General features: G+C 33.7%; 24 protein-coding genes and 1 riboswitch. Of the genes, 10 read left to right on the plus strand and 14 right to left on the minus strand.

What is annotated here, in order from left to right:
• The first annotated feature begins 18 nt into the window (after positions 1–18).
• Positions 19–795, plus strand: a complete 777-nt coding sequence (locus BM296_RS10700; RefSeq protein ID WP_036146978.1) for a patatin-like phospholipase family protein — start codon at positions 19–21, stop codon at positions 793–795.
• A 7-nt stretch (positions 796–802) separates the two neighbouring features.
• On the opposite strand, the gene BM296_RS10705 is transcribed toward BM296_RS10700, so the two are convergent.
• The 6 genes from BM296_RS10705 to BM296_RS10730 form a co-directional block, all read right to left on the minus strand.
• Positions 803–1,414: a DEAD/DEAH box helicase gene (locus tag BM296_RS10705; protein WP_027067092.1), complete on the minus strand. Its 612-nt coding sequence runs from the start codon at positions 1,412–1,414 to the stop codon at positions 803–805.
• Positions 1,415–1,523: 109 nt separating this feature from the next.
• Positions 1,524–2,423 carry an EamA family transporter gene (locus tag BM296_RS10710; RefSeq protein WP_027067093.1) on the minus strand — a complete coding sequence of 300 codons (900 nt, stop codon included), beginning with the start codon at positions 2,421–2,423 and terminating at the stop codon, positions 1,524–1,526.
• Between the two features lie 503 nt (positions 2,424–2,926).
• Entirely contained in the window at positions 2,927–4,087 is a 1,161-nt protein-coding gene (locus BM296_RS10715) for an iron-containing alcohol dehydrogenase (protein WP_027067094.1), read from the minus strand.
• 45 nt (positions 4,088–4,132) lie between these two features.
• Positions 4,133–4,765 (minus strand): nitroreductase family protein, encoded by a 633-nt coding sequence (locus BM296_RS10720; protein WP_027067095.1) that lies wholly within the window; start codon positions 4,763–4,765, stop codon positions 4,133–4,135.
• A gap of 5 nt (positions 4,766–4,770) precedes the next feature.
• Positions 4,771–5,448, minus strand: coding sequence for an NAD(P)H-binding protein (locus BM296_RS10725; RefSeq protein ID WP_091903056.1), 678 nt, complete (start codon positions 5,446–5,448; stop codon positions 4,771–4,773).
• 1 nt (position 5,449) lies between these two features.
• Entirely contained in the window at positions 5,450–6,034 is a 585-nt protein-coding gene (locus tag BM296_RS10730) for a TetR/AcrR family transcriptional regulator (RefSeq protein ID WP_027067097.1), read from the minus strand.
• Positions 6,035–6,340: 306 nt separating this feature from the next.
• Between BM296_RS10730 and BM296_RS10735 the strand changes: the two genes are divergently transcribed.
• From BM296_RS10735 to BM296_RS10745, 3 genes are all read left to right on the plus strand, one after another.
• Positions 6,341–7,543, plus strand: coding sequence for a patatin-like phospholipase family protein (locus BM296_RS10735; RefSeq protein ID WP_091903057.1), 1,203 nt, complete (start codon positions 6,341–6,343; stop codon positions 7,541–7,543).
• 106 nt (positions 7,544–7,649) lie between these two features.
• Positions 7,650–8,219, plus strand: a complete 570-nt coding sequence (locus BM296_RS10740) for a hypothetical protein (protein WP_091903058.1) — start codon at positions 7,650–7,652, stop codon at positions 8,217–8,219.
• Positions 8,220–8,359: 140 nt separating this feature from the next.
• Entirely contained in the window at positions 8,360–9,694 is a 1,335-nt protein-coding gene (locus BM296_RS10745) for a DEAD/DEAH box helicase (RefSeq protein ID WP_091903059.1), read from the plus strand.
• 83 nt (positions 9,695–9,777) lie between these two features.
• Here the strand turns inward: BM296_RS10745 and BM296_RS10750 are convergent, their stop codons facing one another.
• Positions 9,778–10,638, minus strand: a complete 861-nt coding sequence (locus tag BM296_RS10750; protein WP_027067100.1) for a sigma-70 family RNA polymerase sigma factor — start codon at positions 10,636–10,638, stop codon at positions 9,778–9,780.
• 323 nt (positions 10,639–10,961) lie between these two features.
• Between BM296_RS10750 and BM296_RS10755 the strand changes: the two genes are divergently transcribed.
• From BM296_RS10755 to BM296_RS19415, 4 genes are all read left to right on the plus strand, one after another.
• Positions 10,962–11,186: a hypothetical protein gene (locus BM296_RS10755; protein WP_091903060.1), complete on the plus strand. Its 225-nt coding sequence runs from the start codon at positions 10,962–10,964 to the stop codon at positions 11,184–11,186.
• 54 nt (positions 11,187–11,240) lie between these two features.
• Positions 11,241–12,317, plus strand: coding sequence for a M24 family metallopeptidase (locus tag BM296_RS10760; RefSeq protein WP_091903061.1), 1,077 nt, complete (start codon positions 11,241–11,243; stop codon positions 12,315–12,317).
• 302 nt (positions 12,318–12,619) lie between these two features.
• Entirely contained in the window at positions 12,620–13,873 is a 1,254-nt protein-coding gene (locus BM296_RS10765; protein WP_245787006.1) for an aryl-sulfate sulfotransferase, read from the plus strand.
• Between the two features lie 224 nt (positions 13,874–14,097).
• Positions 14,098–14,841 (plus strand): hypothetical protein, encoded by a 744-nt coding sequence (locus BM296_RS19415; protein ID WP_091903063.1) that lies wholly within the window; start codon positions 14,098–14,100, stop codon positions 14,839–14,841.
• 44 nt (positions 14,842–14,885) lie between these two features.
• On the opposite strand, the gene BM296_RS10775 is transcribed toward BM296_RS19415, so the two are convergent.
• Complete coding sequence (locus tag BM296_RS10775; RefSeq protein WP_091903064.1) at positions 14,886–16,109, minus strand: SGBP N-terminal domain-containing protein; 1,224 nt, start codon at positions 16,107–16,109, stop codon at positions 14,886–14,888.
• A gap of 201 nt (positions 16,110–16,310) precedes the next feature.
• Between BM296_RS10775 and BM296_RS10780 the strand changes: the two genes are divergently transcribed.
• The gene (locus BM296_RS10780) at positions 16,311–16,610 is read left to right on the plus strand and encodes an EF-hand domain-containing protein (RefSeq protein ID WP_027067106.1); all 300 of its coding nucleotides are present in this window, start codon (positions 16,311–16,313) and stop codon (positions 16,608–16,610) included.
• Between the two features lie 179 nt (positions 16,611–16,789).
• On the plus strand, positions 16,790–18,127 hold the full coding sequence (locus tag BM296_RS10785; protein ID WP_091903065.1) for a GAF domain-containing sensor histidine kinase: 1,338 nt from the start codon (positions 16,790–16,792) through the stop codon (positions 18,125–18,127).
• Between the two features lie 351 nt (positions 18,128–18,478).
• Here BM296_RS10785 and BM296_RS10790 read toward each other — a convergent pair whose 3' ends face one another.
• The 6 genes from BM296_RS10790 to BM296_RS10815 form a co-directional block, all read right to left on the minus strand.
• The gene (locus tag BM296_RS10790; protein ID WP_091903066.1) at positions 18,479–19,339 is read right to left on the minus strand and encodes an outer membrane beta-barrel protein; all 861 of its coding nucleotides are present in this window, start codon (positions 19,337–19,339) and stop codon (positions 18,479–18,481) included.
• Between the two features lie 299 nt (positions 19,340–19,638).
• A complete protein-coding gene (locus BM296_RS10795; protein WP_091903067.1) occupies positions 19,639–20,940 on the minus strand; it encodes a Na+/H+ antiporter NhaC family protein in 1,302 nt (433 codons plus the stop codon).
• Between the two features lie 47 nt (positions 20,941–20,987).
• A riboswitch (SAM-I-IV-variant riboswitch) is annotated at positions 20,988–21,084 on the minus strand.
• Positions 21,085–21,438: 354 nt separating this feature from the next.
• Positions 21,439–21,816 carry a response regulator gene (locus tag BM296_RS10800; protein WP_177214954.1) on the minus strand — a complete coding sequence of 126 codons (378 nt, stop codon included), beginning with the start codon at positions 21,814–21,816 and terminating at the stop codon, positions 21,439–21,441.
• A gap of 390 nt (positions 21,817–22,206) precedes the next feature.
• Positions 22,207–23,952 (minus strand): thiamine pyrophosphate-dependent enzyme, encoded by a 1,746-nt coding sequence (locus tag BM296_RS10805; protein ID WP_091903069.1) that lies wholly within the window; start codon positions 23,950–23,952, stop codon positions 22,207–22,209.
• Between the two features lie 48 nt (positions 23,953–24,000).
• Positions 24,001–24,735 (minus strand): flavodoxin family protein, encoded by a 735-nt coding sequence (locus BM296_RS10810; RefSeq protein ID WP_091903070.1) that lies wholly within the window; start codon positions 24,733–24,735, stop codon positions 24,001–24,003.
• Positions 24,736–24,749: 14 nt separating this feature from the next.
• A complete protein-coding gene (locus tag BM296_RS10815; RefSeq protein WP_091903071.1) occupies positions 24,750–25,166 on the minus strand; it encodes a DUF6789 family protein in 417 nt (138 codons plus the stop codon).
• Positions 25,167–25,398: the final 232 nt, after the last annotated feature.

The raw sequence follows: 25,398 nt of genomic DNA on the forward strand, positions 1-25,398 counted from the left end.
AAAAGTAAAATCAATTCCATGAGCGTAGGACTAGTATTATCAGGTGGCGGCATTAGGGGAGTGGCACATATTGGTGTTATTAAAGCACTAGAAGAAAATGGTATTTACCCTACACATATATCTGGCACAAGCGCTGGTGCTATTGTTGGAGCGTTATATGCAGGCGGTGTTAAATGGAAAGAAATTTTAGATTTTTTTAAAGTAATTCCAATATTTCATACCAATAAATTTGCTCGTAGAAAACCCGGATTTTTAGACACCGAGAAGTTTTACGATGAGTTCAAAAAATTCTTCCCTCATGATTCATTTGAGTCCCTTCCTAAAAAACTATTCATTACAGCAACAGATATTATTAAAGGGGAATTAAAGATTTTTGATGAAGGTGAATTGATAAAACCGGTGCTTGCATCTGCAACTTTTCCTGGTGTTTTTTCTCCAATAGATATTGATGGATCTTTCTATGTTGATGGAGGTGTATTGAATAATTTCCCTATTGAACCTTTAATACCATCATGCGACAAAATAATCGGCAGTTATGTAAACGCACTAAAGGATATTAAAATAAAAGATTTAAAGCATTCGTATAATGTCTTGGATAGAGCCTATAAAATTAAATCAGCCTCAGATTCGCTTGCCAAATTTCAAGATTGCGATTTTGTTATCTCCCCAGAAGCGCTTTGTGAATTTGCCACCTTTGACATGAGGTATATTGATGCCATTTTTGAAATAGGTTATAATAGTACAGTCCAAGTTTTAGCAGAAAGAGATAAAATAACCAAGGCTCTAAATAATTAGTAATTCACTACACCTTAACATGATGTGCGCGCTCCATAAAGAAATCTTCAAAACGTTCTAATTTAGGATGCATTTTTTCTGAATATATAACGTACTGACATTTCATGATACTTTGAGCAACCGTAATCATTGCCGTATAATCTGATTTTTGAATTAAAAAATCGCCATCATCAATACTGCAAATTTTTAACTGAGAAGTACTTACGCCATTGGTTAAAAATAATTTATGAAGTGTAGTTGGGGTAGTGATAAGTATATCTATACCCTCAAATATCTCTGATTTCTGAATGTCTATATGTAATTCCTTATAACTTGCATATACTCTTAGTGAGGAGTAATTGGTGTATTTTAAAAATTCGTCATAAAGCTCTAATACTTTTTCTTTATTCTCAACAACGACAACGGCTCTAGGTGCATTACCCTCTGCTTTACATTTTAGTTTCTGTAAAGTAGTTAGTATCAAAGTGGTGGTTTTACCGCTTTCCTTTGGTGCTATACAATACACATTTGCTCCACTCTTTATTACCGGAATGCTTTTCTTTTGAAATGTAGTAGGCTCTTCTATTGAAAAACCTTCTAATGTTTCAAGTATGTAAGGGTTTAATTTTTTAAAAGACATAAAATTTTTCGCTTATTGAGAATACGTATTTAAACAAAGATACAGCCAACAATTGGGCTAACCCATTCTAGAAATGTATTTTCCAACGATATAAAAACAAAGTAGTTTCTTAAGAATACAAAATTAAAAACACGCCAATCATAATACCTGCTAAGGGCACAAGTTTTTTACGCTTATTTTGTTCCTTAAAAATATAACCACCTACTACAACGGCAATTAATATCTGACTCCGCTTTATTGCTGAAAGCAACATAATCAGTGCTTCTGGATCTTGTAAAGCTTTAAAATAAAAATAATCTGCAATTTGTAAAAGTATACCAACTAAAGGTATCGTCCATCGCCACTTAAAAGCTTGTCGTTTTTCTTTATAGGGAAACCAAGTAATGGTTAGAATGATGAGCAGTAATAGTACTGTATAAAAACAAAACCAAAATTGTAATGTTTGTGGGTTCAGTATTAAACTTTGTACTAAAAACTTATCGTACAAACCACTTGATGCTCCTAAAAAAGTAGCACCTATTATAGCGAATATCCATTTATTTCGTTTAAAATGTATTCCTTCTTTTTTACCAATCCTTGAATATAAAATCACCGAAAATATGATAAGAAAAAATCCGACCCACTGCCAAGAATTCGGCTTTTCTTGATATATGGTTATAGCACCTATAAATGTAAAAAACGGACCTGCAGATCGTATAGGTGTTACTATAGTAATCGGCAAATGTTTTAATGCCTGATATGCCAATACCCATGAAGCTGCCATTATTGCTGACTTTATAGCTATAAAACCGTGAGTTTTCAGAGGAATATCCGTAATGTAGAATTCGATATCAATCATGAATTCTTTGAAAAACACAGAACCGAAATAAAAGGGTAGGAGTAATAAAAATCCAGAGGAGATAGTACCTAACAAAACAGGAAAAACTTCATTGCCCTGTACTGCATGTTTCTTACATAAGTTGTGTAAACCTAAGAAAAGAGCCGCTAAAAGTCCAAGGTACATCCACATAATGCGCGCGAAGATATTGGTTTTTACACAATAATAACTTCGTAATTCTTATGATTAACGGTAGAAATTTTAAGATTAATCATTTGCATCAATAATCCTTAAAATCAATACTCTCAACCTGTGCACTAAATTCTCTAATAGGTAAACCTGCTGAATCTAAATTTTCCTGATCAGCAACATATGTTTCATTTGACATGATTTTGTTTAAATCATCTTTGCCATATGATGTAACGATTATTAAAAGAAAAACGAATAAGTAACAGAAATACCTTTCATCGTTATGTTTTAAATATCATTTAAGCAGTTACTTAAATTTTAAATAATTGACAATATTTAAAACTATTGGTTCCTGTTATTGAAGAAATACGATACTGGTAATGTTATAATATTACTCTCTAGAGTTTTACGATGAAATACATCAATCTTAATAAAATGATGACATATAAAAAGAGCCGCCTTAAAATAAGACGGCTCTTTAAAAATATATTGCTTGATATTATAGCTTAGTAAGCCATTTTTACAATTTTCTCAACCTTGTCCGGTGATAGATCTTGGTTCTCACCCAATCCTTTCCATCCACGGGCTGTAAATCGTTTAGAAATTTCTTCAGCCGTACCTTCATAATCTTCAGTATAATCAGACAACTTAGTATCTATTCCCAAACCTTGAAAAAATGCTTCAGTTTTCTCTATAGCTGCATATGCCTTATCATCTATACTACCCTCGGTAATATTCCAAACACGCTCTCCATACTGTGCCAATTTCTCTTTCTTAGCCTCAATATTGTACTTGTAATGACTTGGTGCAATTACCGCTAAAGTACGTGCATGGTCTATTCCAAATAATGCTGTTAACTCATGACCCATCATGTGTACGGCCCAATCACCAGGAACACCTTTTTGAATTAGACCATTAAGTGCCATTGTACAGCTCCACATAAAATCTGCAGCTGGTTTATAGTCCGTAGGGTCTTTAATTACTTTAGGTGCCACTTCAATTAAAGTCTGAAGAATGCTTTCTGCAAATCTATCTTGTAATGAAGCTCCTATAGGATAAGTCATATATTGTTCCAATACATGGGTGAATGCATCTGTAATTCCATTTACTAATTGTCGCTCAGGAATTGAACTTATTACTTGTGGGTCTAAAATTGAAAACTCTGGAAACAAGCCTGGACCGCCCATTGCCAACTTCTCTTTTGTCTCCGCTCTTGTAATTACAGCACCAGAATTCATTTCTGAACCTGTAGCCGGTAAGGTTAACACCGTACCAAAAGGCATTCCTTTTTGTGTTTTTACATTTTTAGTTAAAATGTCCCATGGGGTATCACCATCATAAACCGCCGCTGCAGACAAAAACTTAGTACCATCTATTACAGAACCGCCGCCAACTGCTAATAAATAATTAATACCTTTATCCTTAATTACCTGTAATGCTTCCATTAAAACAGCATACTCAGGATTTGCAGGAATACCACCAAACTCAGTAACATCTACTTTTGACAGTGCTTTAGTCACTTGCTCGTAAATACCGTTCTTTTTGATACTTCCACCACCATAAAGCAATAATACTTTTGCATCTGACGGAATTTCACTTTCTAATTTTTCAATTGTATCCTTACCAAATATGATTTTAGTAGGATTCTTAAATTCAAAATTGTTCATTTTCTCTCTTCTTTTAATTTTTATTCTGCAATTCTTTTTTAAAGATTAATCAATAACTGTTACCAAATCTTTCATTGGCTTTCTTACTTTTACCAAATTCACTAACCAATCTTCACTTTCTTTTCTATAGCCTAATGGCAATAGAACAGCACTACGCAACCCTTTTTCGCGTAAGCCTAAAATTTCATCTACTGCTTCTGGATCAAAACCTTCTATAGGAGTAGAATCTACCTCTTCAAAAGCGGCAGCAGCTATTGCTTGTGAAAAAGCGATATAGGCTTGTTTTGCTGCGTGGTTAAAATTTTCTTCAGCATCTTTCTGCGGATACGAATCCAATAACATTTGACGATAATTCTCCCATCCTTCGTTCTTGAAACCACGAATTTCATTGGTTAAATCGAACATATAATTAATTCTATCTGCCGTATACGTATCCCATGCAGCGAAAACTAATAGGTGAGAACAATCTGTAATCACAGACTGATTCCACGCTACAGGTCTAATTTGTTCTTTTACTTCTTGGTTTTTAATTACAAAAATTTCAAAAGGTTGTAAACCACTTGAGGTAGGGGCAAGACGTGCCGCTTCTAATATGCGTTCTACTTTATCCTCGGCTACTTTTTCACCATTCATTGCCTTAGCGGCATATCTCCAATTTAATTTATCTAATAACTCCATAGTAATCAATCTTTCTTTATGTTGCTTTTTGCTAATTGTTCAATATCTAATGACGTTATAATTACGTCGGTATTACTTGTTGTATTTGCTAAATTCACCATTGCTTGTGCAATGCTTTCTGCATTAATAATTCTATATTTTTTTAATGGACCAATAAAAAGTGGCTGCATAAGTCTGAAAACTTTTAATCCTATTTTCTCTAATATCCTTCTCTCTTCCCGTTCACCACCTATTAAAGAAGGCCTAAGTATAGAAGTATGTTGTATTCCTTGATGTAATACATCTTGCTCCATTTCACCTTTAGTTCTATTATAGAACACCTTACTTTTCTTATTTGCCCCCATTGCTGAGACCACTAAAAAAGTAGTTATATTATTTTCTTTGGCAAGTTTAGCTGCAGAAACCGGTATACCATAATCAATGTTTCTATACATTTTTTTATCTGGCGTTTTCTTTGCTGTAGTACCTATACAACAGTAGACTTCATCTGCGGTAAAATCGGTTTTAAATTGATCTAACTCCAATAAGTTTCCTATGAATTGCTGTACGGTATTTGGTAATCCTTCAATTCGCGTTCTAGAAAATAATTTTATAGTTTCATACCTATTGTCAACCATCAATTTTTTTATTAGTAAACAACCGGTCAACCCTGTTGCCCCTAAAATTATAGCTGTCTTTTTCATATTATTTACAAGCTTTTATACTACTCCAAGCTGCTTCAAATGCTTGATCCAATTCTTTGGCATCTAATTTTACGGATCCTCTATTTTGAGTGATCATTAAAAACGAAAGCGGATTTATAGAGTAGGCATACAGCATATAATCTGACAGCGGTTTTATAATTCCCTCTTTTTTACCTCGTGCCCAAAGATCTAATAACGGCTGAAGGTGCTTTATACCTTCCTGCCTGCTTTCTTCATCGATCATAGGAGTATTATCACACTGTGCCAAAAACATGGCATGTGCACTTTCTTTTAGCTTAAAATCTGCAATACGTTTCCATATAACTTCAAATCCTTTTTCAACAGACATGCTTTCGTCATATGTAGCAAAAGCATACGCAGTATAGTTAGATTTTACTTCTATATATGTTTTGTTTACCAAATCTTGCTTATTCTCAAAATAGAGATATATAGTTGCAGGTGATACACATGCCATTTTCGCTATTTTGCTCATTGGTGTTGCATGAAAACCATCATTGTTTACCAAGTCGATAGTAGCATTTATTAATGCGTTACGCTTATCTATACTTTTTTGAAGTGCTGCCATAATTGTAATATCTGAGACAAAGATATAAAAAATGAACGTTCATTCTTTTTTATTAACAGAACTTTAATTTAAAGAAAGATTATATGGGTTGTCCTAATTGATTATTGACAATTACGACAACCCATAATTACTGGAGTTTTATTCAAAGTCAAAAAAAAATATAATTACCTCATATATTCTAAGAACATCCTACAAACATCATATTTTATATTTTTCTATATTTAAGTATTCCTATAAAGGTAGTTCCCACGTCCTTTTGGTTATCTAATTTAATCTCTCTTTTTAGGTAAACATATATTTTTGAAAATGTATAAAATTCTATCCCTTGATGGCGGCGGAAGCTGGGCTATTATTCAATTACTCACCTTAAAAGACAGATTTGGTAATATAAGAGGCCATCAAATATTACGAAAATTCAACTTGGTAATAGCTAATTCTGGCGGTAGTATTGTATTAGCTGCTCTTGCAGAAAACTATACCATAGACGAAGCAATTTCCCTTTTTAAAGAAAAGAAAAATAGGGAGAAGATATTTCATAAAAACACTTTTAAAGACCGTTATTTTCCAGTTGATTACTTAGGATTATTTAATGCTGGCTTTGGACCAAAATATAGTCAAAAAAAGAAGAAAGAGGCTTTTGAAAGTTTATTTCCAGAGATAGATAAAGTTCAAATGAACGAACTACCTAAATTCATTGGTAATGAGTCTCTAAAAATAGTTGTTGCCACGTATGATGCCTTAAATAATCGTGCTAAATTCTTTAAGTCTTTCTCGTCAAATCCTGAAAGTTATGATTCGGTAAGATTAACACAGGCAATAAACGGCTCTTCTAATGCTCCGGTCCAGTATTTTGATTTTCCAGCGCGGTTTAAGGCTAAGCAAAGTGATATTTATTATGAGCTATGGGATGGCGCATTAGGCGGATTCAACAATCCAATTTTAGCGGGAATAATTGAAGCTTATAAGCTTGGAATTGACCTAAAAACAATTCAAGTTATCTCTCTAGGAACAAGTAACTCATTGATGTCATCTGATGCCAAAGAAAACTTTTGGAATTGGAAACAAATCGCCTTAAAATTTAGAAGAAAGAAATTGAGTTTTTCTAAATGGAAACCCCAATTAAACTTCTTCAAAGAAACCGTTTTACACCAAGCTAAAACTATTCTTTATCAACCGCCAGACACTGCAAATTATATTGCTATGATGTTCTTAAAAGTAGCTACTAGCAAAAACCTTAACGACCAAATTATACGGTTATCGCCACTTATTCACTATGATGAGAACACTTCAAAAGCTATTGTACCATTAGTTCAACAATTATATCAATTAGATATGGATTTAACAACTGATGAAGAAATAGATACTCTTATTGCATGTTTTAATGCATGGAAAGATGGTAAACTATATAATCAACCTATAGAGTTTAAAGTAGAGCGCAATAACGACCTTTTGTTTTTGCAGGGAGATAGGTGGTATAAAAATGGAATGGAAAGATGGCGTGATTGGTAAGAATCTAAGAACATTACTTATTAATTATAAATTGCTTCTCTAGCAATGATGAGCTATTTTATCTAAGCTTTTTACCTATTTTTGAGAAACCACTATTCTATATATTATGACATTAAGGCAAGCCATTATAATAATAGCAATTTTCATTGCTTCTCCTATAATTTCTCAAGAAACAATTCCATCAGAAAGTTTCTGGAACACTTTAAAATCTCATTGTGGCAAAGCGTATGAAGGCAGTTTGGTCTTGCCAGAAGAAGACGAAAGCTTTGGAGGTAAAAAACTGGTAATGCATGTTAAATCTTGTAGTCAAAATGAAATTAAAATTCCCTTTTATGTAGGTGATGACAAATCTAGAACGTGGGTTTTAAAAAAAAACCAAGATATCATCAGTTTAAAACATGATCATCGTCACGAAGACGGTACTGAAGATGACGTTAATTTCTATGGTGGAACGGCAAGCAATGCCGGTAAAGAAGATATTCAGTTTTTCCCTGCGGATGTTGAAACACAAAAAATGATTCCTGGCGCAGCTACAAATGTTTGGTGGATAACGGTAAACGATTCTACTTTCTCTTATAATTTAAGAAGGCTAGGAACCGATCGTGTCTTTAAAGTGGTAATGGATTTAACCAAACCAATTGCAGAACCTACTGCACCTTGGGGATGGGTTGATTAAACTATAGCAATATAGATTTTATAACATATACAGTATTATTGAAAATTAATTTTATCCTATTACCCTATTTATATTTCACTTATAAGTAGTTTGATGTTACTCACTGCTTCACAGTAGCTATCTTTGCTGAAAATTATTTTATGTCAAGCCAATTTTCGGATTTAGGAATCAATAGTGAATTTCAAAAGAGTTTAAAGGAATTACAAATTTCTGTACCCACAGATATTCAGAAAAAATGTATTCCTGTTGTTCTGAATAAAAAAGAGGATCTTGTTGCTTTAGCTAAAACCGGAACTGGTAAAACAGCTGCTTTTGGATTGCCATTATTACAATTAATTAACGCCGAAAGCACCACAGTACAAGTGGTTATTTTAGCACCTACTAGAGAATTAGCACAACAGATTCACGCTAATTTATCTTCATACGCTTCTCATGCTCCTGCAATTTCTATTGCCGCATTATGTGGAGGTATTCCTATAAAACCACAAATAGAACGACTTAAAACGCCTACACATATTATAGTAGCAACACCAGGTCGTTTGGTTGATTTAGTAAAACGTGAGGCTATAGATATTAAAAAATTAAAATACCTGGTTTTAGACGAAGCCGATGAAATGGTTACTGCTCTAAAAGAAGATTTGGATGTTATAATTTCGGGCATTCCAAAATCTCGTCGCACACTTTTGTTTACGGCTACCATGTCTGGCGCAATTAAACAGCTTGTTCAGAATTACATGTCTAAGCATGTAATACATGTAGAGGCAGATATGTCTACATTAGGCCACCAAGGTATTGATCATGAATATGTAGTTGTAGAGCCAATAGAAAAGTTAGATGTGCTCATGCATTTCTTAAATACGAAAGAGGGGCAAAGGGGTATTATATTCTGTAAGACAAAAGCGGCGGTAAATAAATTAGCTAAAAACTTAGCTATAAATAAATTCTCATCTGGTGCTTTGCACGGTAGTTTATCCCAAGGTATTCGTGACCGTATAATGGGACAGTTTAGAGATGGTCATATAGATATTCTAGTAGCTACAGATTTAGCTGCCCGTGGTATTGATGTTAAGGATCTTGCTTACGTTGTTAATTATCATTTACCAGATACATACGATGCCTATGTACATAGAAGTGGACGTACGGCAAGAGCAGGAGCAAAAGGACTTTCTTTAACTATACTTCAAAAAGAAGAGGTTGCAGAGGTTGTAGATTTTGAAAAAGAGTTAGGTTTAACGTTCTCTAAATTCAAAAAAGCAGATGCACAGAGCATAGAGGAAAACAATACATTACTTTGGGCTAAAAAAATTTTTAAGACCAAACCTAACCGCGAAATATCGGAAGAGTTCAAAACAAAGGTTAAAACAGTGTTTCATCATTTAACCAAAGAGGAATTGGTTGAAAAAATATTAGCGAATTATATTTCGCAAAATACCGCTTCACAGTTAAAAGTAGAAGAACCTAAAAGAAAGAAATAAAGGGATACATTTAATTAAATGACAAACAAAAAGCCGACTAAAATAGTCGGCTTTTTGTTTCAATATATGTAGCTATTAAAGATCTATAAATATGCCTTCAACATTTCGTTATTAGATTTTCTTCTTAGAATTTTTACAGCTTTTTCTCTTATTTGTCTTACACGTTCTCTAGTAAGATCGAAAAGTTCGCCTATTTCACTTAAACTTTTAGGACTTCTATCTCCAATACCATAATAAAGCTTTATAATCTCACTTTCTCTACTTGGTAGCGTGTTTAACGCTTGATCAATATCGAATTTCAAAGAATCCATCATCATTTTTGAATCTGGACTATTATTATCCTTTGAAGATACCACATCGTACAGATTTGAAGATTCGCCTTCTTGAAAAGGTGCATCCATAGATAAGTGCTTACCTGAGTTTTTCATGGCAAGTTTAACCTGTGCGCCGCTCATATCTAATTCTCTTGCAATCTCAACTGTACTTGGAGGTCTTTGGTAAGACTGCTCTAATGTTGAGTATACTTTTTTAATTTTACTTATTTCTCCAATCTTATTCAGAGGAATTCGTACCATACGAGATTGCTCAGAAATTGCGGATAGTATAGATTGTCTAATCCACCATACTGCATAAGAGATAAATTTAAAACCTCTTGTCTCATCAAAACGTTTTGCCGCTTTGACCAATCCAATATTTCCTTCGTTAATTAAATCTGAAAGTCTAATTCCACTTCCTTGATATTGTTTTGCTGTAGAAACTACAAAACGTAAATTAGCATTTACTAGTGTGTTAAGGGCAATTTGATCTCCTTCACGAATTCTTCTGGTCAGTTCCACTTCCTCATCTGCGGTAATCAAATCTATTTTTGATATTTCTTGAAAGTACTTTTCTAATGATTTGGTGTCTCTGTTGGTAATTTGTTTAGTGATCTTAAGTTGCCTCATATATTTTTCTGTTTTTTATCGTTGTAAGAATATAACTTATATTTTAACAATATCCTAATGAATCTAAATGTTTATTAAAATTCTTTTAATGATTTTAAATTATTTTTTAATAAATCCTAATTTTTACACTAACATTCAATGTAATTTTATCAAATTCATAATTTATAGGTAATTCTCATTAGATATTCGTTAGAAATTTTAATTAAAGTAATTCCAGAAGATTACCTAAATACCTTTATATAGGCGCATATTCTCTTTTTTAATATGTGATAATTCGTTCTTATTTAAAAAAACTCGAAATTCGGAACACCAAATAAGCCGAAATGAAAATTACCACAACCATTCTTCTTTTTCTTGTCTCTACTTTCTTTGCTTTCAGTCAGACTCCAGTTCAATCGTATTTTGAGTGGACAGATCTACCTTTTACCAAAGAGGAATTAAGCACACGACGGGATAATTTAGCAAACACGTTAAAAAGGGAAGGTGAAACAGGATTAGCTGTAATACCTGCAAATGACGGATTTTCATTTGGTGAAACCTTTCGCTAAGCAGATGATTTTTATTACTTCACAGGTCTTGAATTACCCAACGCTATATTGGTTATGGACTTAAACCATAACACTACAGTAATTTATACTCCAGAACGTGATTTAAGATTTGAAAATGGTTCTAGGGTGAATGATTTTCCCGGAAGACCTTTATTAAATGACACCAGTATTTCTGATAAAACAGGTGTACCGTTGGCTTCCATGCAAGACTTTACAGAATTTATGAACAATGCCAGCAAAGAGAAAAATACAGTTTTAATAAATAACAATAGGGAAGGTGATATTAGATATGCGTCTAATGAGTATGTAGCAACATATTCTCCCGTTCAAGTACTTTTACGGGCATTGAATAACAGGCATTCTGGCTTAAAACATAAAAATATGTACGAAGCCGTTGCAAATGTTCGAATGATAAAATCGAACTCAGAAATTGAAATTTTAAGAAAGGCTGCATCCATTACTGTTGAAGGTATAAAACAATCTGCAAAAACGATTAAAGCAGGTGTAGACGAACGTTTTTTAGAAGGAATATTAGAAGGCGATTTTAAAGTAAATGGCTCGCAAAGACTCGCATTCGGTTCTATCATTAAATCAGGACCAAATTCCCACTGGCCTTGGAGAATTTTGGCTACTCATTACAACCGTAGAAATAGGGTAATGGAAAATGGCGATTTGGTCATTTTCGATGTAGGTTGTGAATACAATCAATATGTTAGTGATATTGGTAGAACCTTTCCTGTTTCGGGAACGTTTACAGAAAGACAGAAAGAAATTCTTGTAATGGAAACCAAAGTTGCCGACAAGATCATTAAATTTCTAAAGCCAGGTATTACATTTAAAGATGTGCAAACTCTAACAAATAGTGTCATTCCTAATAATGCAAAACCATATATGCAAGTAGGTTTATTCTTTGGTCATCACTTAGGGCTTTCTACCGGAGATCCAAGTCTTTCTAATGCTATATTAAAGCCAGGTATGGTTTTTACCGTTGAACCTTGGTACTATAACCACAATGAAAACATATCGGTTTTTACTGAAGATATGATTGTTATTACAGAAGATGGCTGTGAAGTATTAAGTAAAGATTTACCAAGAACTCCAGAAGCATTAGAAGCTTTAATGAGGGATTAATTATAGTATCATACATATTAGAAACAAACCATCACCATATTTCTATAACATACTACGTTGTAATTAAACAATTACAAAATTCCAACATGTTACAACACCAATTACAATAAAGTACAAAATACCTATTTGCTTTACCGATAAAAATAACCCACCCGCTGATTAAAACCCCTTCTTCACTGAAAGGCTATTATTTCATTTAAACCATTATCTACATTTAAAATCTAATTGGGCATAAGCGGCTAGCCAAAATTATAGTTGCTTAAAAACATCAATAACCCCTAAAAGATTAAATGATGAGAAAAATGAAATTAAAGTATGGTACAGGCTCTTTGTTACTACTTCTTCTTGCTCATACTTCGTGTAGTGATGATTCAGACAATATAACATTAAGCACTAATGACACTGACGAAATCATAGAAGTTAGCAGCACAGTAGACAGTAATTCCTATATATTGGCAGTGGAACCTGATACTGGAGTGTTTTTAATTGACCATGATGGCAATACATTATTCGATTGGGACTTTGATGGCGACCAATTAGGTAATGATGCCGAACTACATGACGATGGTAGTCTAGTAGCCTCAATTAAAGTAAACAATCCACAAATAACTTTTGGAGGTTACGGCGGTGCCTTTAGAAAAATTAATGCCGACCAAACGATTGCATGGGAAATTAATTATTCAGGTGATTCTTACATTGCCCATCATGATATAAACTATTTATCTAACGGAAATATAATTTTTCCGATTTGGAAAAAGGTTAGCGCTGAAGAAGCTGCAGAATTAGGATTTTCTGGAAATTTCGACATTTACCCAGATGCTATTATAGAAATGAATCCACTTACCCAAGAAGTAGTTTGGGAATGGCATGCTATAGACCATATTGTACAGGATTATGATGAAAGTAAAGCAAATTTTGGCGTAGTTGGTGACCTTCCAAATTTAATTGATATTAACTACAACAATGACCAAACAGATGGGGATATAACGCATGTAAATGGTATAACATTAGATGAAGAAAACGACTTGTTGTATATGACCGTAAATTTTTATAGTGAGGTTTGGGTTGTTGACCATAGTACTACAACAGCAGAAGCGACTACAGGTACAGGCGGTAATTATAACCTTGGTGGCGATTTAGTTTATCGTTTTGGAAACCCTCTTGCTTATGACAATGTAGGAGACGTAACAATGAACCGTGTACATTACCCTAATCTTTTTGATGACAATAAAATGTTGGTTTTTGTAAATAATAAATACGATAACCAATCTGCCGTAGCAGAATATCAGTTGAGTCCGCCTTACGAGTTAATTGCTGGTCAGGATAACGAACCTACACTTATATGGGAATTTACAGATACCGACCTATATAGTAATGGACTTGGTAGTGGAGTTCGTATGAGTAATGGAAATACATTGATTTCAGAAGGCACGGGAACTATTTGGGAAGTTAATAACGATGGGGATGTTCTTTGGAAGTTTACCGATTACAATAGACCTTGGCGTGCTTATGCCTTTACCAAAGAAGACGAAGCAATAACCTCATTGGGTTTATAGTAGAATTGAAAATTGAGTTTGGTTTAATTGATGTTGATGATGAGCTCTGGTAGTAATACCGGAGCTTTTTTTGTTTGATCGGACATGTAATGAACCTCCTTAAAATACTTTAATGATGCAAATACCGCCATTCACTAAAAACTTACAGGCATCCACTTAATACAACGCAACAGTAACGGATATTAGATTAGGTTTGGTGTGTTCACACAAAATAAATCAACTAAATGAAAGCATTTTTTTATCTGATAATGTTACTTAATATTGTTTGTAGCAACGCGCAAAATTCTCAAGACAATATTGTTTATGAGAGTTTCATAGATGATAAAAATGTAGTTGTAAAGCTAAGCACTATAGACCAAGCTACAATGCTATCTATGTTGCACGGGGGGGTCTATGTGTACTTTGATGTGAAAGGGAAAAAGAAAAAAAATGTTTCCATTCAGTATCCAATTAATGCTACACTGCCACAAAGACCGGACAAAAATGATAGAGAACGTAATAGAGAAGATAGGGATGAAGAAGCTCAAAAAGGACCTGACATAGCAGTCTTAATAGAAAAACTGCCTAAAACAGCCTCCTTTGTAAATTTCGATTCTGAACAAGAGTTTCATTTAGACTTAAACAATTTAGGTGTTACAATCACTTACAGCCTCGATGAAGAGGCTGAAGAATTATTATATATTCTTCAAATACCTAAGCACAATTTATTGTCGGGCAAGGGTAGTGATTTATCAAAATTATCAATAGGGGTTGTTTCTCCTAAAATTAAAACAGAATCAAAAAACGATGGTTCAGGGATTAGTTTTGGAGGTGGGAACCAAAGCGGCGGACCTGGTGGAAGTGGAGGTGGACCTGGAGGTCCAGGCGGTGGCGGTCGTGGCGGATCACAAAACGGACCACCTATTCAAGATCAAAGACAAGAAAAGGTTTCTCTTAATTTCTGGTTTAAAGCTTTTGAAAATAATTAGAATTTTGTCGCTCTTGAATCTTAATAGCAAAATTGAAATTCATATTAGTTACCATCAGGATCAAAAACTACTCCACCGTGTGTGTCTACAGTAATACCTTCTTCTAAAGTAACTCTGTAAAAGAATGATGTTTTAGATTCAGGCATTTCATCTGCAACCATTTGCAAGTAAAACCTACCATCTTCGGTTTCGTAATTTTGCCAGATTTCGCTTCCTAATATTTCACCAGTTTCTACATTAACCAATTCAACATCAACTATGGGGCTAGTGGCTATATAATATCTAAAAAAATTAGTAGTATATGACAAACTAAAAGCACCATTTGTAGCATTAGACATAAGTATATTTTTTTCTACAACACGAACTTTTCTGGTTTTTGAAACTCCAGTTTCCGATGTTACCGTATAAACAACATCTTCGGAAAAATCTTGTGGAAGTGAGGAATCGGGAGTAATGCTAGCATAATCACTTATTTTAAAGTAATCGGGTGTTATATTAGTTAAATCTTGATTTTTTAAGGTGTAAAACAGGATATCATCTTCTTCCAAGCCTACTATATATTCTGGAAAAGCATCTCTTGCAAAGTTCGAACTAATAAACTCTCTTCTTATTGGCAAATTAATTCCTTTTATAAAATTATCAGAACTCTGAATAGATAATTCATAAGTTTTGTCTAAACCTGGTATAGTTAATTGATGGTCTTTTATACTCAAATCTATGAAGTGATTATTTGCAGGTTCTGTTTCTAAATCATTTGTTGTTTCTATAGCCAAAAATGGAAATAACTCCCATGATTCCCACCTTTCTACAGCATCACCAGAGTAATCTATTTGTATTTTGTTGTTCAGTTCATTTATCTTACCTAAGTACCTATCAACTGCAATTTGTTTACCATCTTTCGATCCTAGCTTTAGTACAATTTCTTGTAACCCCTCTAACAAAATTAACTCTGTCGTATATAATTTAAAGCTTCCGTCTTCTGCATAAACCCTGAATAAAATAGGATTGGTAAAGTCTACTTTTACATTTATTACTGGAGAGATACTTGCCTTTTCAGAAATATTAATTGTTGGCTTCCAATAATAGAAATCTAAGGATGCCGGCGCATAAATTTTAATTATATCCCCATCAATTTCGGTCGTTACTCCTTCAATTTCAAAAGTTGTTATTTCTTTAGCTTCAGATTTTATAACCTCTGGTTTTTCATCTTCTTTAGAACAACTAGATAATGTTAGCAAAAAAAGGAGAACTAAAATATTAGATTTCATAGAATAGGGGTTGATTGTTTAGTAAAACGTAATCTAAAAATCGATATTGTTGTAATTCGACAATGGCAGTTCAGAAATTCAATAAAAATGTTTCATCTATGAATTTGGATTATAGGTAGGCTAAATTTTGGCTTTGGTATATACTTCTTTATCTTGAGCTAGGTTAGTGTATTTTTGCAAAATAATTTAAAACACATAACCATGAAAAAAGTAGTAGCCTCATTTATTCTTATCGCAGCTTTAGCTAGTTGTAACAGTGTAAAAAACATGGATACCTCTAAGGTATCTGACGCAGCATCAATGTTAGCATCATTGAGCCCTAATTCTACAGTACAACAAGTAGCAAGTCTTTTTAAACTTCTTGATGCCAATAATGACAACTCTGTTAGTTCAACTGAAGCTGTAGGCGCTGTAGCTGAAAATTTTGATACTTTAGATACAAACAACAACGCTGGTTTAGACCTTAGTGAACTACAAGGTATTCTTGCTTTATTAAAGTAAATAGTTCATATCTCTATAGCAAAGCGTATTCTTTTGAATACGCTTTTTTTGTTCTACAACTACCTGTTAATAATTGACAATTCTGTATATAGCATAGGTTTTACTGTAATATTGTAGCTTATTATACTATTTTAGTGAACTTAAGTCCGGCGGATATTATTGTAACAATTTAAAATGCTATGAAAAAACAAGATAATTTAAATAGGCAATCAGAATATCTTGAAAATCTTACAACAAAAGATGTAGAGCAGTTAGAAAAAGATAAAATTATTGAAAGACAATTACGCTTTCAAGAATTATTAATCAGTATTTCTACAAAGCATATTAATGCAGATTTATCGGATATTAATAAATTAATTAGAGAATCTTTACAGCAAATATGTCAGTTTGTTGAATCTGATAGGAGTTATATTTTCTCTTATGATTTTGTAAATAATACAACTTCCAACACCTATGAATGGTGTGCTGAAGGAATTGAGCCTGAAATTGATAATTTACAAAATGTACCCATAGACTTTATTCCACAATGGATAGAAGCACATAAAAAAGGGGAACCCTTTTTTGTTGAGGATGTTAGTGAACTACCCGAAGATGGTGAGTTGGGTTTACGTGCCGTTTTAGAACCACAAGGCATTAAAAGTCTAATAACCATACCTAAAATTAAAAATAAGGAGTTGATTGGATTTATTGGTTTTGATTCTGTACACAAAATAAATAAATACAACGATCATGAAAAGGAAATTCTTTTTGTTTTTGCCAATATGCTCGTAAACGTATTACAGAGAAAAGAGCAAGAAGAGCGTATAAAGGAACAGGAAGAGAAAAAAGAGGAATTATTACAATTCTTATCTCGCCAAAATGAAGAGTTGAATGAATATGCACATGTTGTTTCTCATGATTTAAAAGCACCACTTATCAACATAAGCACGCTGACTAGTTGGTTTATGGATGACAATAAGGATGTATTAGATGAAAATGCTATGGCTCCATTACATCAAGTGATGTTTAATGTAGAAAAAATGAATTTCTTAATTAAAGGGATTTTGGACTATTCTACCATTGATAAATTAGAAACCGAAGACAAGCATATTGATTTTAACCAAATGATCGAAGAGGTGTTACAAACACTTCACATTCCAGACCATATTAAAATAACCGTCCAAGATAACTTACCTAGTTTGTACGGTAATGCATGGCGATTTAAGCAAGTGTTCCAAAACTTGATTCAGAATGCAATCAACTATAATGATAAAGAGAATGGTGTTGTTGAAGTAGGATATTCTGAGCAGGAAGATTGCCACCAGTTTTTTGTAAAAGATAACGGTGTGGGTATTAAATCAGATTATTTTGAACGAATTTTTAAAGTTTTTACAAAACTAGAAAGTACAGGTTCTTCGTCTGGCATCGGACTTTCTATTGTCAAAAAAATCATTACTTTGTATAAAGGAACCATCTGGGTTGAAAGTCAAGAGGGGGTAGGCAGTACTTTCTATTTTACATTACTAAAAAACAGATAATATTGAATTGCAAAATATTTATTAACCTTCCTGTTTTAAGAAAACCATTACTGTAGTAACCCGGCAGATTTAATAATTTTTAGTTGTCTTTTGTGACAAATTTGAAAATCTGCATACTAATGAAACAAAACTATATATATGGCAATCAACAAAAACAAGGAAGAGAAATTATTAGTAGTTCTTACTAAGTTTTATAAATGTGAAATCAAGATTTTTAAACGCATACTTGGAATAAAGTAAGATTAGACATTAATAACATAGACTACAGATTTACAATTGAAAAGCCCCTATTAAACTATGTATTTAATAGGGGCTTTTTGTAATTTAAGAAAATTGACTCTTAAATTTCTACTACTCTTTATTTAAGCGTTCAAACTTATAGGTAATACCTATGTTTAGTCCAAAAGAAGAATAAGGTACTTTTTGAGAAAGCTCCTTAGATGTATCCGTATTTGAATTAGATAAATTATCTACATAGGTAGTTGTTCTGTTTATGCCTTCAGGTAAATTATCTAAAGTATATAAACCACTTACAGCAACCGTTCCATCAGGTAGTTTAACATCTGTATTGAAAGCCGAAATTTCAGAATCTTTACGCTTTAAACTTATTCCATAATACTCAGCTTCTGCGAATATGCTAAAATGTGAATCTAAGTCATACTTGTACCCTAAAGCACCTACGAAGCCTAAAGGAAAATGTCCGTGAAAATCCTCTTTATAATTTGTTTCGGAATATGAACCTACCGGTACACCAAAAGCTTCAGCTTCAGCTTCAGAAAAAACTGATTTCTGATAAATAACACCTTCCGTTTTACCTCCTAATTTTAGCAGGGCTCCAAAGCGTCCATATATATTATTGGTAAACTTATATACCACAGAAGCAGAAGCTCCAAAGGCACGTGCTCTAGCAACTGCATTTACCTCTGTACTTGGTAAGTCAATAATAGATACATCTTGATCCGTACCTTGTAGATAACCTACACTTAAATCAACCCCAAATGAATCATCAAAGAAATACGTTCCTCTTAATTGAACATTTGTGCCTTCACCATAACTACCATAAGAATTTTCGGTTTCAGAGGTATTTATACGTTCTCCTAGTTTCATAGTTGCGCTCCCTAAGGCATAACCAGAACTCGCAGAAACTTGCCATTGACCATATGATAGGGAACTTATCAATACAGCTGTACATAATGTTATTAAATGCTTCATAATAAATGATTTTTAGAGTTAATGATGATTGAATTCTGGATTTCATGAATTCCATATTCACATACATTCGCTATGAAATCCTAGCTTTTCAAATTCAGTAAAATTGTTTACTCAAAGTTACCTTTTTACAGAAATTTCTTGCAGGTCCCCTTTAGAATTAACAGCATTTTAAACTTTTAACATTAATATTATATTGGCTGTCATTAAAGGGGGCTTTTGGTTAATTTACAATAACTACAACGACATTTTATTAAGAATTATGAAAGCCCTTTTTAGAGTTATTTTCTATTAATACTCTTTTATCGTAATCGTAAAGGTTTAAAACTGATAAATACTATGGTGTAGATGAATAATAGCGATAAATACCAGGTATTAGAGACCAAATCTAAGTAATCTATTCTTCCTTTAGAAAAGCTCAAAATCATTAAAACTTGTGCTCCATAAGGTAATAATCCTTGAAAAATACATGCGAAAATATCCAAGATTGAAGCGGTCTTTTTGTTATCCAGCTCATACTCATCATTAATTGTTTTGGCAATAGGGCCAGCGATAATTATAGATACGGTATTATTGGCTATCGCCATGTTAATGGTGCTCACCAATGTGGCAATACCTAACTGTGCCGTTTTTTTGTTTTTTATAAGCTTTTTTATGTTTACCAATATAAACTCTATCCCTCCATTTCGTTCTACCAAAGCTGCCAAACCACCGGTAAGTAACGACAATAAGAAAATTTCTGTCATGTTGGTAAATCCGGTATAGGCGATTTTAGTTGATTCCAAGAGGGTGAAATCGCCATATACAATTCCTAAGAGTCCTGCAAAAAGAGAGCCTAAAAGCAAAGTGACAAAAACATTTACTCCTACAATAGAAAGGATAATCACTAATAGATAAGGCATAATTTTAATGACCGAATAGCTATAAACTACTGCCTCTGTTTCTCCGGACCGTAATCCTAAACCTTGAAAAACCAAAATAGCGATAGTAAATAGGGCAGCGGGTACGGCAATTTTGATGTTCTGTTTAAACTTATCGCTCATTTTACAACCTAATGATTGTGTTGCCGCAATTGTAGTGTCTGAAATAACGGATAAATTATCCCCAAACATACTACCACCTAATAGCGCCCCACATAAAATAGCTAAATCAGCACCGCTCTTATCTGCAAATCCTACTACAATAGGAGCTAAAGCTACAATTGCACCTACAGAAGTCCCTGTAGAAACCGATAAAAATCCAGCAATGATAAAGATGCCAACATAAATATATTGAATAGCTATATAATCTAAACCTAAATTTACTATTGCGTCTACACTACCGGTTTCATTGGTAATTGCCGCAAAGGCACCTGCAAGCAAATAGATTAAACACATGGTTAGTATTTTATCATCGCCACAGCCTTTTAAAAGCGTTTTAATTTTAGAATTAATAGATTGTCTAAACAGTAAAAATGCAGCAATTATACCCACTATTACCGCAATGGGAGCTGGTAAAGCATAAAAGTCATTTTGGTATATACCAACACCTAAAAATGTAAATACGAATATAAATAAGGGTATTAAGGCTGTAAATTTGGGAGTTCTGTCTTTTGCGTTTGCCATTTCTTTCTTTATTCTAAAAAGGAAATAGCTGCAAATAAGTAGACACATGAGTTAACATTTGTTCCAATTAATTGGCTTATCTATTTAGCACCTTGCTTGTTATTGCAGGTTGCTATCTCCTTTTTGAGATTCTTGATAATTATTTAAGGCGGCAAATGTAGTGTATAATTCTTTCTTGTAAATCTTAAAATAAGTTAATTTACTTAGGTGGATCCAATGTCTAAACAAAAGCTATCCTATCCATTAAAATCGATAAAATCCCAAGGAATAAACATCCATATTAAGTATAAGGAATATTGATTTGGATACAACGGTAGGGTAGAGGGCTACCAACTTTTAATCGTTACTTATCGTCAGATATTCTCAATTAAAAGTATCATTACTATAAAATTGTAGTGTCCTATAACAATTTTATTGATGCATTAAGCTTCTATTCTAGCTTAGATTGTGATTTAATTTATTGAAGAAATTTACTTGTAACTGTAAAGGTCATATAAATTATGCACTAACTTTTCTTCCATATATTCTATTATAGACCAAATCTATAGAATTATGGAGTTCACTCTTTGTAAAGGGCTTACTTATAAAATCTACACAGCCAAGTTCTCTGGCTATCACTTCAAATTCCTGTTTGGTAGAACTTGATATAAATGGCATACGGTTACCGAACATTTCAAGAAATGAAAATCCGTTCATACCTGGCATTTCTATATCGGCCATAACTACCTGTGGTTTCGCTAATTGAATATGTACCCAAGCATCATAAGAATCTTCAAAGGTAAGTACACTACGGACTAATGGATGTGATTTAGCAAGCTTTTCTGCTAATGACAGCCATAAAGCGGAGTCATCAACAATAATTAATTCAAGTTTCATAACTATTAAGTTTGAGTTTTCAGATTTGAGGTTTGAGAGACGAAAATTACCGCTATGCCTCATTTTGGAAAATAAATTCGGATGAAAGGTTAATAACTTGCTTGAAAAGTTAAAAGATCCTATTTACCCCTTTAAAACCTGAAAAAATTAAAAATAGGATGTCAGACAAACCTGCCGATTTTATCGATTATAGCATACCAAAAAGTGTATCGCCCAATACTATTTTAACTATCCTATCCACATTTACCAATATCTATTTAACCATTTAGTCAAATGTTAAACTCGAATAGCCATTGAATAAAAAAGATTCTCTGTACCCAACATTAGATACAAAGAATCTTCACATTATAGGTAGTATAACTTACAAAGACTACCTCAACAAACTAACAACTAATCAAAATACGATTGTAATTCCTTTTTTAAATTACCCCATTGTTTTTTATCACCACTAATTACCTGTCCGACTTCCTTTAATTTAGAAGTTCCAAAACCAATAGCTTCTTTTATTCCAATATGAGGAGGTAAGGACAATGCTCCGCTACTAACTACGGCATCTATAATAAAAGGCTTTTTACTATTCTTTGCCTGTAGTACAGCAGCATCAATATCTTTGGCATGTTCTACCCGTACACCATCTCCACCACATAATTTAGCATACTCGGCAAAATTGACATTGGTTTCATGCAATGCATCTAGACTAGCCGCTAAACCAACTTGTTCCATTTCTAGTTTTACAAAACTCAATTCAGAATTATTAAAGATGAGCACTTTTATAGGCAACTCATATTTAACGGCTGTTATAAAGTCTTGCATCGCCATATTAAAAGCTCCGTCTCCACTCAAACACCAAATTTCTTTTTTAGGATTAGCCATTTGTGCTCCAATTGCAGAAGGTAGGCCCACTGCCATAGAACCATGATTAAAAGAGCCTATTAAGCGTCTTTGACTATAAAACGATATATGATGTGCTGCCCATATTGCAGATGTTCCTGTTTCAACCGTAAAAATGGCATCATTAGAAGCATGTTCGTTTACCAAATCCGCAAATATCTGCGGGTGTAAAGGTTCATTCTCACGGGAAGGGGAAGCCTGTTCCTTCATGTTCCCTTTCCAATCCTCAAAATTCTTTATTAGTTTATCTATAAAAGTAGTATCCTCTTTTTGTTCAACTTTAGGGTTAAGGATTTCTAGGAAAGAAGAGATATCACTCCATACGCCTAAAGACACAGCGGTTCTATTGCCTATATTTTCTTGGCGAATATCTACTTGAATCGTTTTTGTTTCATGCGGAAGAAAATCGATATACGGAAAATCTGTTCCCAACATCAATAACAAATCACACTTCATAACCGCATTATATCCAGATGGGTTTCCTATCAATCCGGTTAACCCAACTACATTATCCGTATCGTGGTCAAAAATATCACTGGCTCGAAGACTGTGGGTTATGGGTGCATTCAGTTTTTTAGATAATTCTATTACCGCAGCTCTGCTTTCCCTACATCCATCACCAGCCAATATACCTATCGTTTTAGCATTGTTCAAAAGATTGGCAGCTTCAATAACTACAGATTCCTCTGGAACTAAGCTGGAAACGTATTTCTTGATAGGATGAACAAATTGCTCATTCTCGGCTTTCATTTCCGCTACATTTGCCGGTAGCTCAATTCTGCACACCGCATTATTTGCCATTGCAATTTTAATGGCACGTTGTATGACCATGGGTGCTTGCTCTGGAGTTTCAATAATTGCCTGATAATCGCAAACATCGTCAAATACCTTTTTTAAATCCACCTCTTGAAAGAAACTAGTTCCTTGTTGTTTCTGATTGATTTGTCCCGTAATGGCAATCACCGGAGTACGTTCTTTCTTAGCATTATAAAGTCCGTTTATTAAATGTAGTGCTCCAGGACCAACCGTACCCGCACAAACAGCTAAATTTTCTGTGGTTTGGCTATGTCCGAAGGCAGCAAAAGAGGCATTTCCTTCGTGTTTCATACCTATCCAATCTACTCCATCACGTTCCTCAATAGCTTTTACAAAAAAGTTAAGGGCGTCACCCGTAACTCCATATACTTTTTCTACGCCAACACCTTGCAAAATATCCAGTAGTTGTTCTGATACATTTTTACTCATAATAGTATTCTTTATGTTTTTAAATTGGATGACTTATGCATCCGTATTCTATCTATATTCAGGATTCTCAAAATTCCAACGTGTACCGTCATCCCATTCTTTTCTAGAATTCCCGTAAGAAGGATACCCACCATTATCTTTCAACATTTTTGCTAGATGCATTAAGTTATAGCTCATAAAAGTGGTGTTCCTATTTGTAAATTCTGAATCAAAACCTACTGGCGGGTCAATACTTTCCCCGTTCCATTGCGTATCACCATAGCTAGGTCCTGGTCCAACTTTACCAATCCAACCGGCATCTGCTTGCGGCGGAATGCTATATCCTAAATGTTGTAACGCATATAATATTCCCATAGAGCAATGTTTTACACCATCTTCATTACCGGTTACAATACAACCACCAGCCCTGCCATAATACACATATTGCCCTTTGTCATTTTGGTACCCACTCATAGCGTACAATCGTTCTATAAGTTTTGTTGCTATAGAAGACCGCTCTCCCAACCATATAGGCGTTCCTATAACAAGAATATCTGCGGCTTTTATCTTATCATATATTTCGGGCCACTCATCTTTGTCATAACCCTCTTTAGTCATATCTGGTTGTACACCAACCGGAATATCATAATCCGCAAGGCGTAAAACCTCAACATCAACACCCTCAGATTCCATAATTTTAATAGATACATCCATTAGGTTACGTGTGTGACTTTTAGATGGTGATTTTTTTAAGGTGCAGTTTACAAATACTGCCTTTAGTGAACTGAAGTCTATATTTTTCATAATTCTTTATATTCTTATTTTCCTATTGTTTTCACTGTAACTACACCAAATACAAGATGCCCAATTAGCATGGCAACTAACCTCATCGGCATTGATCCGTTCACTGGTGGCATTTCTAACATCATACCCATTACCTGCATTCCTATTTGTGCTAGAATTAATGCTACTATACCAAAAGCGATACCTTTTAACCATATATTGGTAATAATTACATTGGGTGCAAAAAGATATCCATAACCTAGGGCAAAGATTATCCCAATTACAAAGTGCATGATCCAACCTACAACTATTGGAACACCCATAGCCCCTGCTAATAATTTCCACGGTGCCATTTCGGGCATACCTAAATTTGGAGCCATTACCATAATAAGGGTCATGACTATTGTTCCTAAAATACCTGCTAATACGTATCTTGATAATTGCTTATCCATTTTTGTTTGGTTTAAAATTTTTAATCTATTGTCTAATAGAAGATGGTAGAAATATATTTTGATATTCAACTGAATATCAATATGCAAGGTATATAGAGTTGATTGGTAGTATTAGTTCATACGATTCTATTATTGCCGTATACACACACAGAGGTTAGTGCATTAAAAAACTAATTGATTATTGTAAGTGGTAATTGAAGTAACTGAACTTGTGCAGAAATCCAGCACCAAA

Origin of the sequence: Maribacter stanieri, assembly GCF_900112245.1 — a bacterium.
Classification (GTDB): Bacteria; Bacteroidota; Bacteroidia; order Flavobacteriales; family Flavobacteriaceae; genus Maribacter; species Maribacter stanieri.

Excerpts from the sequence above, each read along its gene's own strand:
- BM296_RS10700 (WP_036146978.1), top strand. The coding sequence starts at position 19 with ATGAGCGTAGGACTAGTATTATCAGGTGGCGGCATTAGGGGAGTGGCA.
- BM296_RS10705 (WP_027067092.1), bottom strand. The coding sequence starts at position 1,414 with ATGTCTTTTAAAAAATTAAACCCTTACATACTTGAAACATTAGAAGGT.
- BM296_RS10710 (WP_027067093.1), bottom strand. The coding sequence starts at position 2,423 with ATGTGGATGTACCTTGGACTTTTAGCGGCTCTTTTCTTAGGTTTACAC.
- BM296_RS10715 (WP_027067094.1), bottom strand. The coding sequence starts at position 4,087 with ATGAACAATTTTGAATTTAAGAATCCTACTAAAATCATATTTGGTAAG.
- BM296_RS10720 (WP_027067095.1), bottom strand. The coding sequence starts at position 4,765 with ATGGAGTTATTAGATAAATTAAATTGGAGATATGCCGCTAAGGCAATG.
- BM296_RS10725 (WP_091903056.1), bottom strand. The coding sequence starts at position 5,448 with ATGAAAAAGACAGCTATAATTTTAGGGGCAACAGGGTTGACCGGTTGT.
- BM296_RS10730 (WP_027067097.1), bottom strand. The coding sequence starts at position 6,034 with ATGGCAGCACTTCAAAAAAGTATAGATAAGCGTAACGCATTAATAAAT.
- BM296_RS10735 (WP_091903057.1), top strand. The coding sequence starts at position 6,341 with ATGTATAAAATTCTATCCCTTGATGGCGGCGGAAGCTGGGCTATTATT.
- BM296_RS10740 (WP_091903058.1), top strand. The coding sequence starts at position 7,650 with ATGACATTAAGGCAAGCCATTATAATAATAGCAATTTTCATTGCTTCT.
- BM296_RS10745 (WP_091903059.1), top strand. The coding sequence starts at position 8,360 with ATGTCAAGCCAATTTTCGGATTTAGGAATCAATAGTGAATTTCAAAAG.
- BM296_RS10750 (WP_027067100.1), bottom strand. The coding sequence starts at position 10,638 with ATGAGGCAACTTAAGATCACTAAACAAATTACCAACAGAGACACCAAA.
- BM296_RS10755 (WP_091903060.1), top strand. The coding sequence starts at position 10,962 with ATGAAAATTACCACAACCATTCTTCTTTTTCTTGTCTCTACTTTCTTT.
- BM296_RS10760 (WP_091903061.1), top strand. The coding sequence starts at position 11,241 with ATGGACTTAAACCATAACACTACAGTAATTTATACTCCAGAACGTGAT.
- BM296_RS10765 (WP_245787006.1), top strand. The coding sequence starts at position 12,620 with ATGAAATTAAAGTATGGTACAGGCTCTTTGTTACTACTTCTTCTTGCT.
- BM296_RS19415 (WP_091903063.1), top strand. The coding sequence starts at position 14,098 with ATGAAAGCATTTTTTTATCTGATAATGTTACTTAATATTGTTTGTAGC.
- BM296_RS10775 (WP_091903064.1), bottom strand. The coding sequence starts at position 16,109 with ATGAAATCTAATATTTTAGTTCTCCTTTTTTTGCTAACATTATCTAGT.
- BM296_RS10780 (WP_027067106.1), top strand. The coding sequence starts at position 16,311 with ATGAAAAAAGTAGTAGCCTCATTTATTCTTATCGCAGCTTTAGCTAGT.
- BM296_RS10785 (WP_091903065.1), top strand. The coding sequence starts at position 16,790 with ATGAAAAAACAAGATAATTTAAATAGGCAATCAGAATATCTTGAAAAT.
- BM296_RS10790 (WP_091903066.1), bottom strand. The coding sequence starts at position 19,339 with ATGAAGCATTTAATAACATTATGTACAGCTGTATTGATAAGTTCCCTA.
- BM296_RS10795 (WP_091903067.1), bottom strand. The coding sequence starts at position 20,940 with ATGGCAAACGCAAAAGACAGAACTCCCAAATTTACAGCCTTAATACCC.
- BM296_RS10800 (WP_177214954.1), bottom strand. The coding sequence starts at position 21,816 with ATGAAACTTGAATTAATTATTGTTGATGACTCCGCTTTATGGCTGTCA.
- BM296_RS10805 (WP_091903069.1), bottom strand. The coding sequence starts at position 23,952 with ATGAGTAAAAATGTATCAGAACAACTACTGGATATTTTGCAAGGTGTT.
- BM296_RS10810 (WP_091903070.1), bottom strand. The coding sequence starts at position 24,735 with ATGAAAAATATAGACTTCAGTTCACTAAAGGCAGTATTTGTAAACTGC.
- BM296_RS10815 (WP_091903071.1), bottom strand. The coding sequence starts at position 25,166 with ATGGATAAGCAATTATCAAGATACGTATTAGCAGGTATTTTAGGAACA.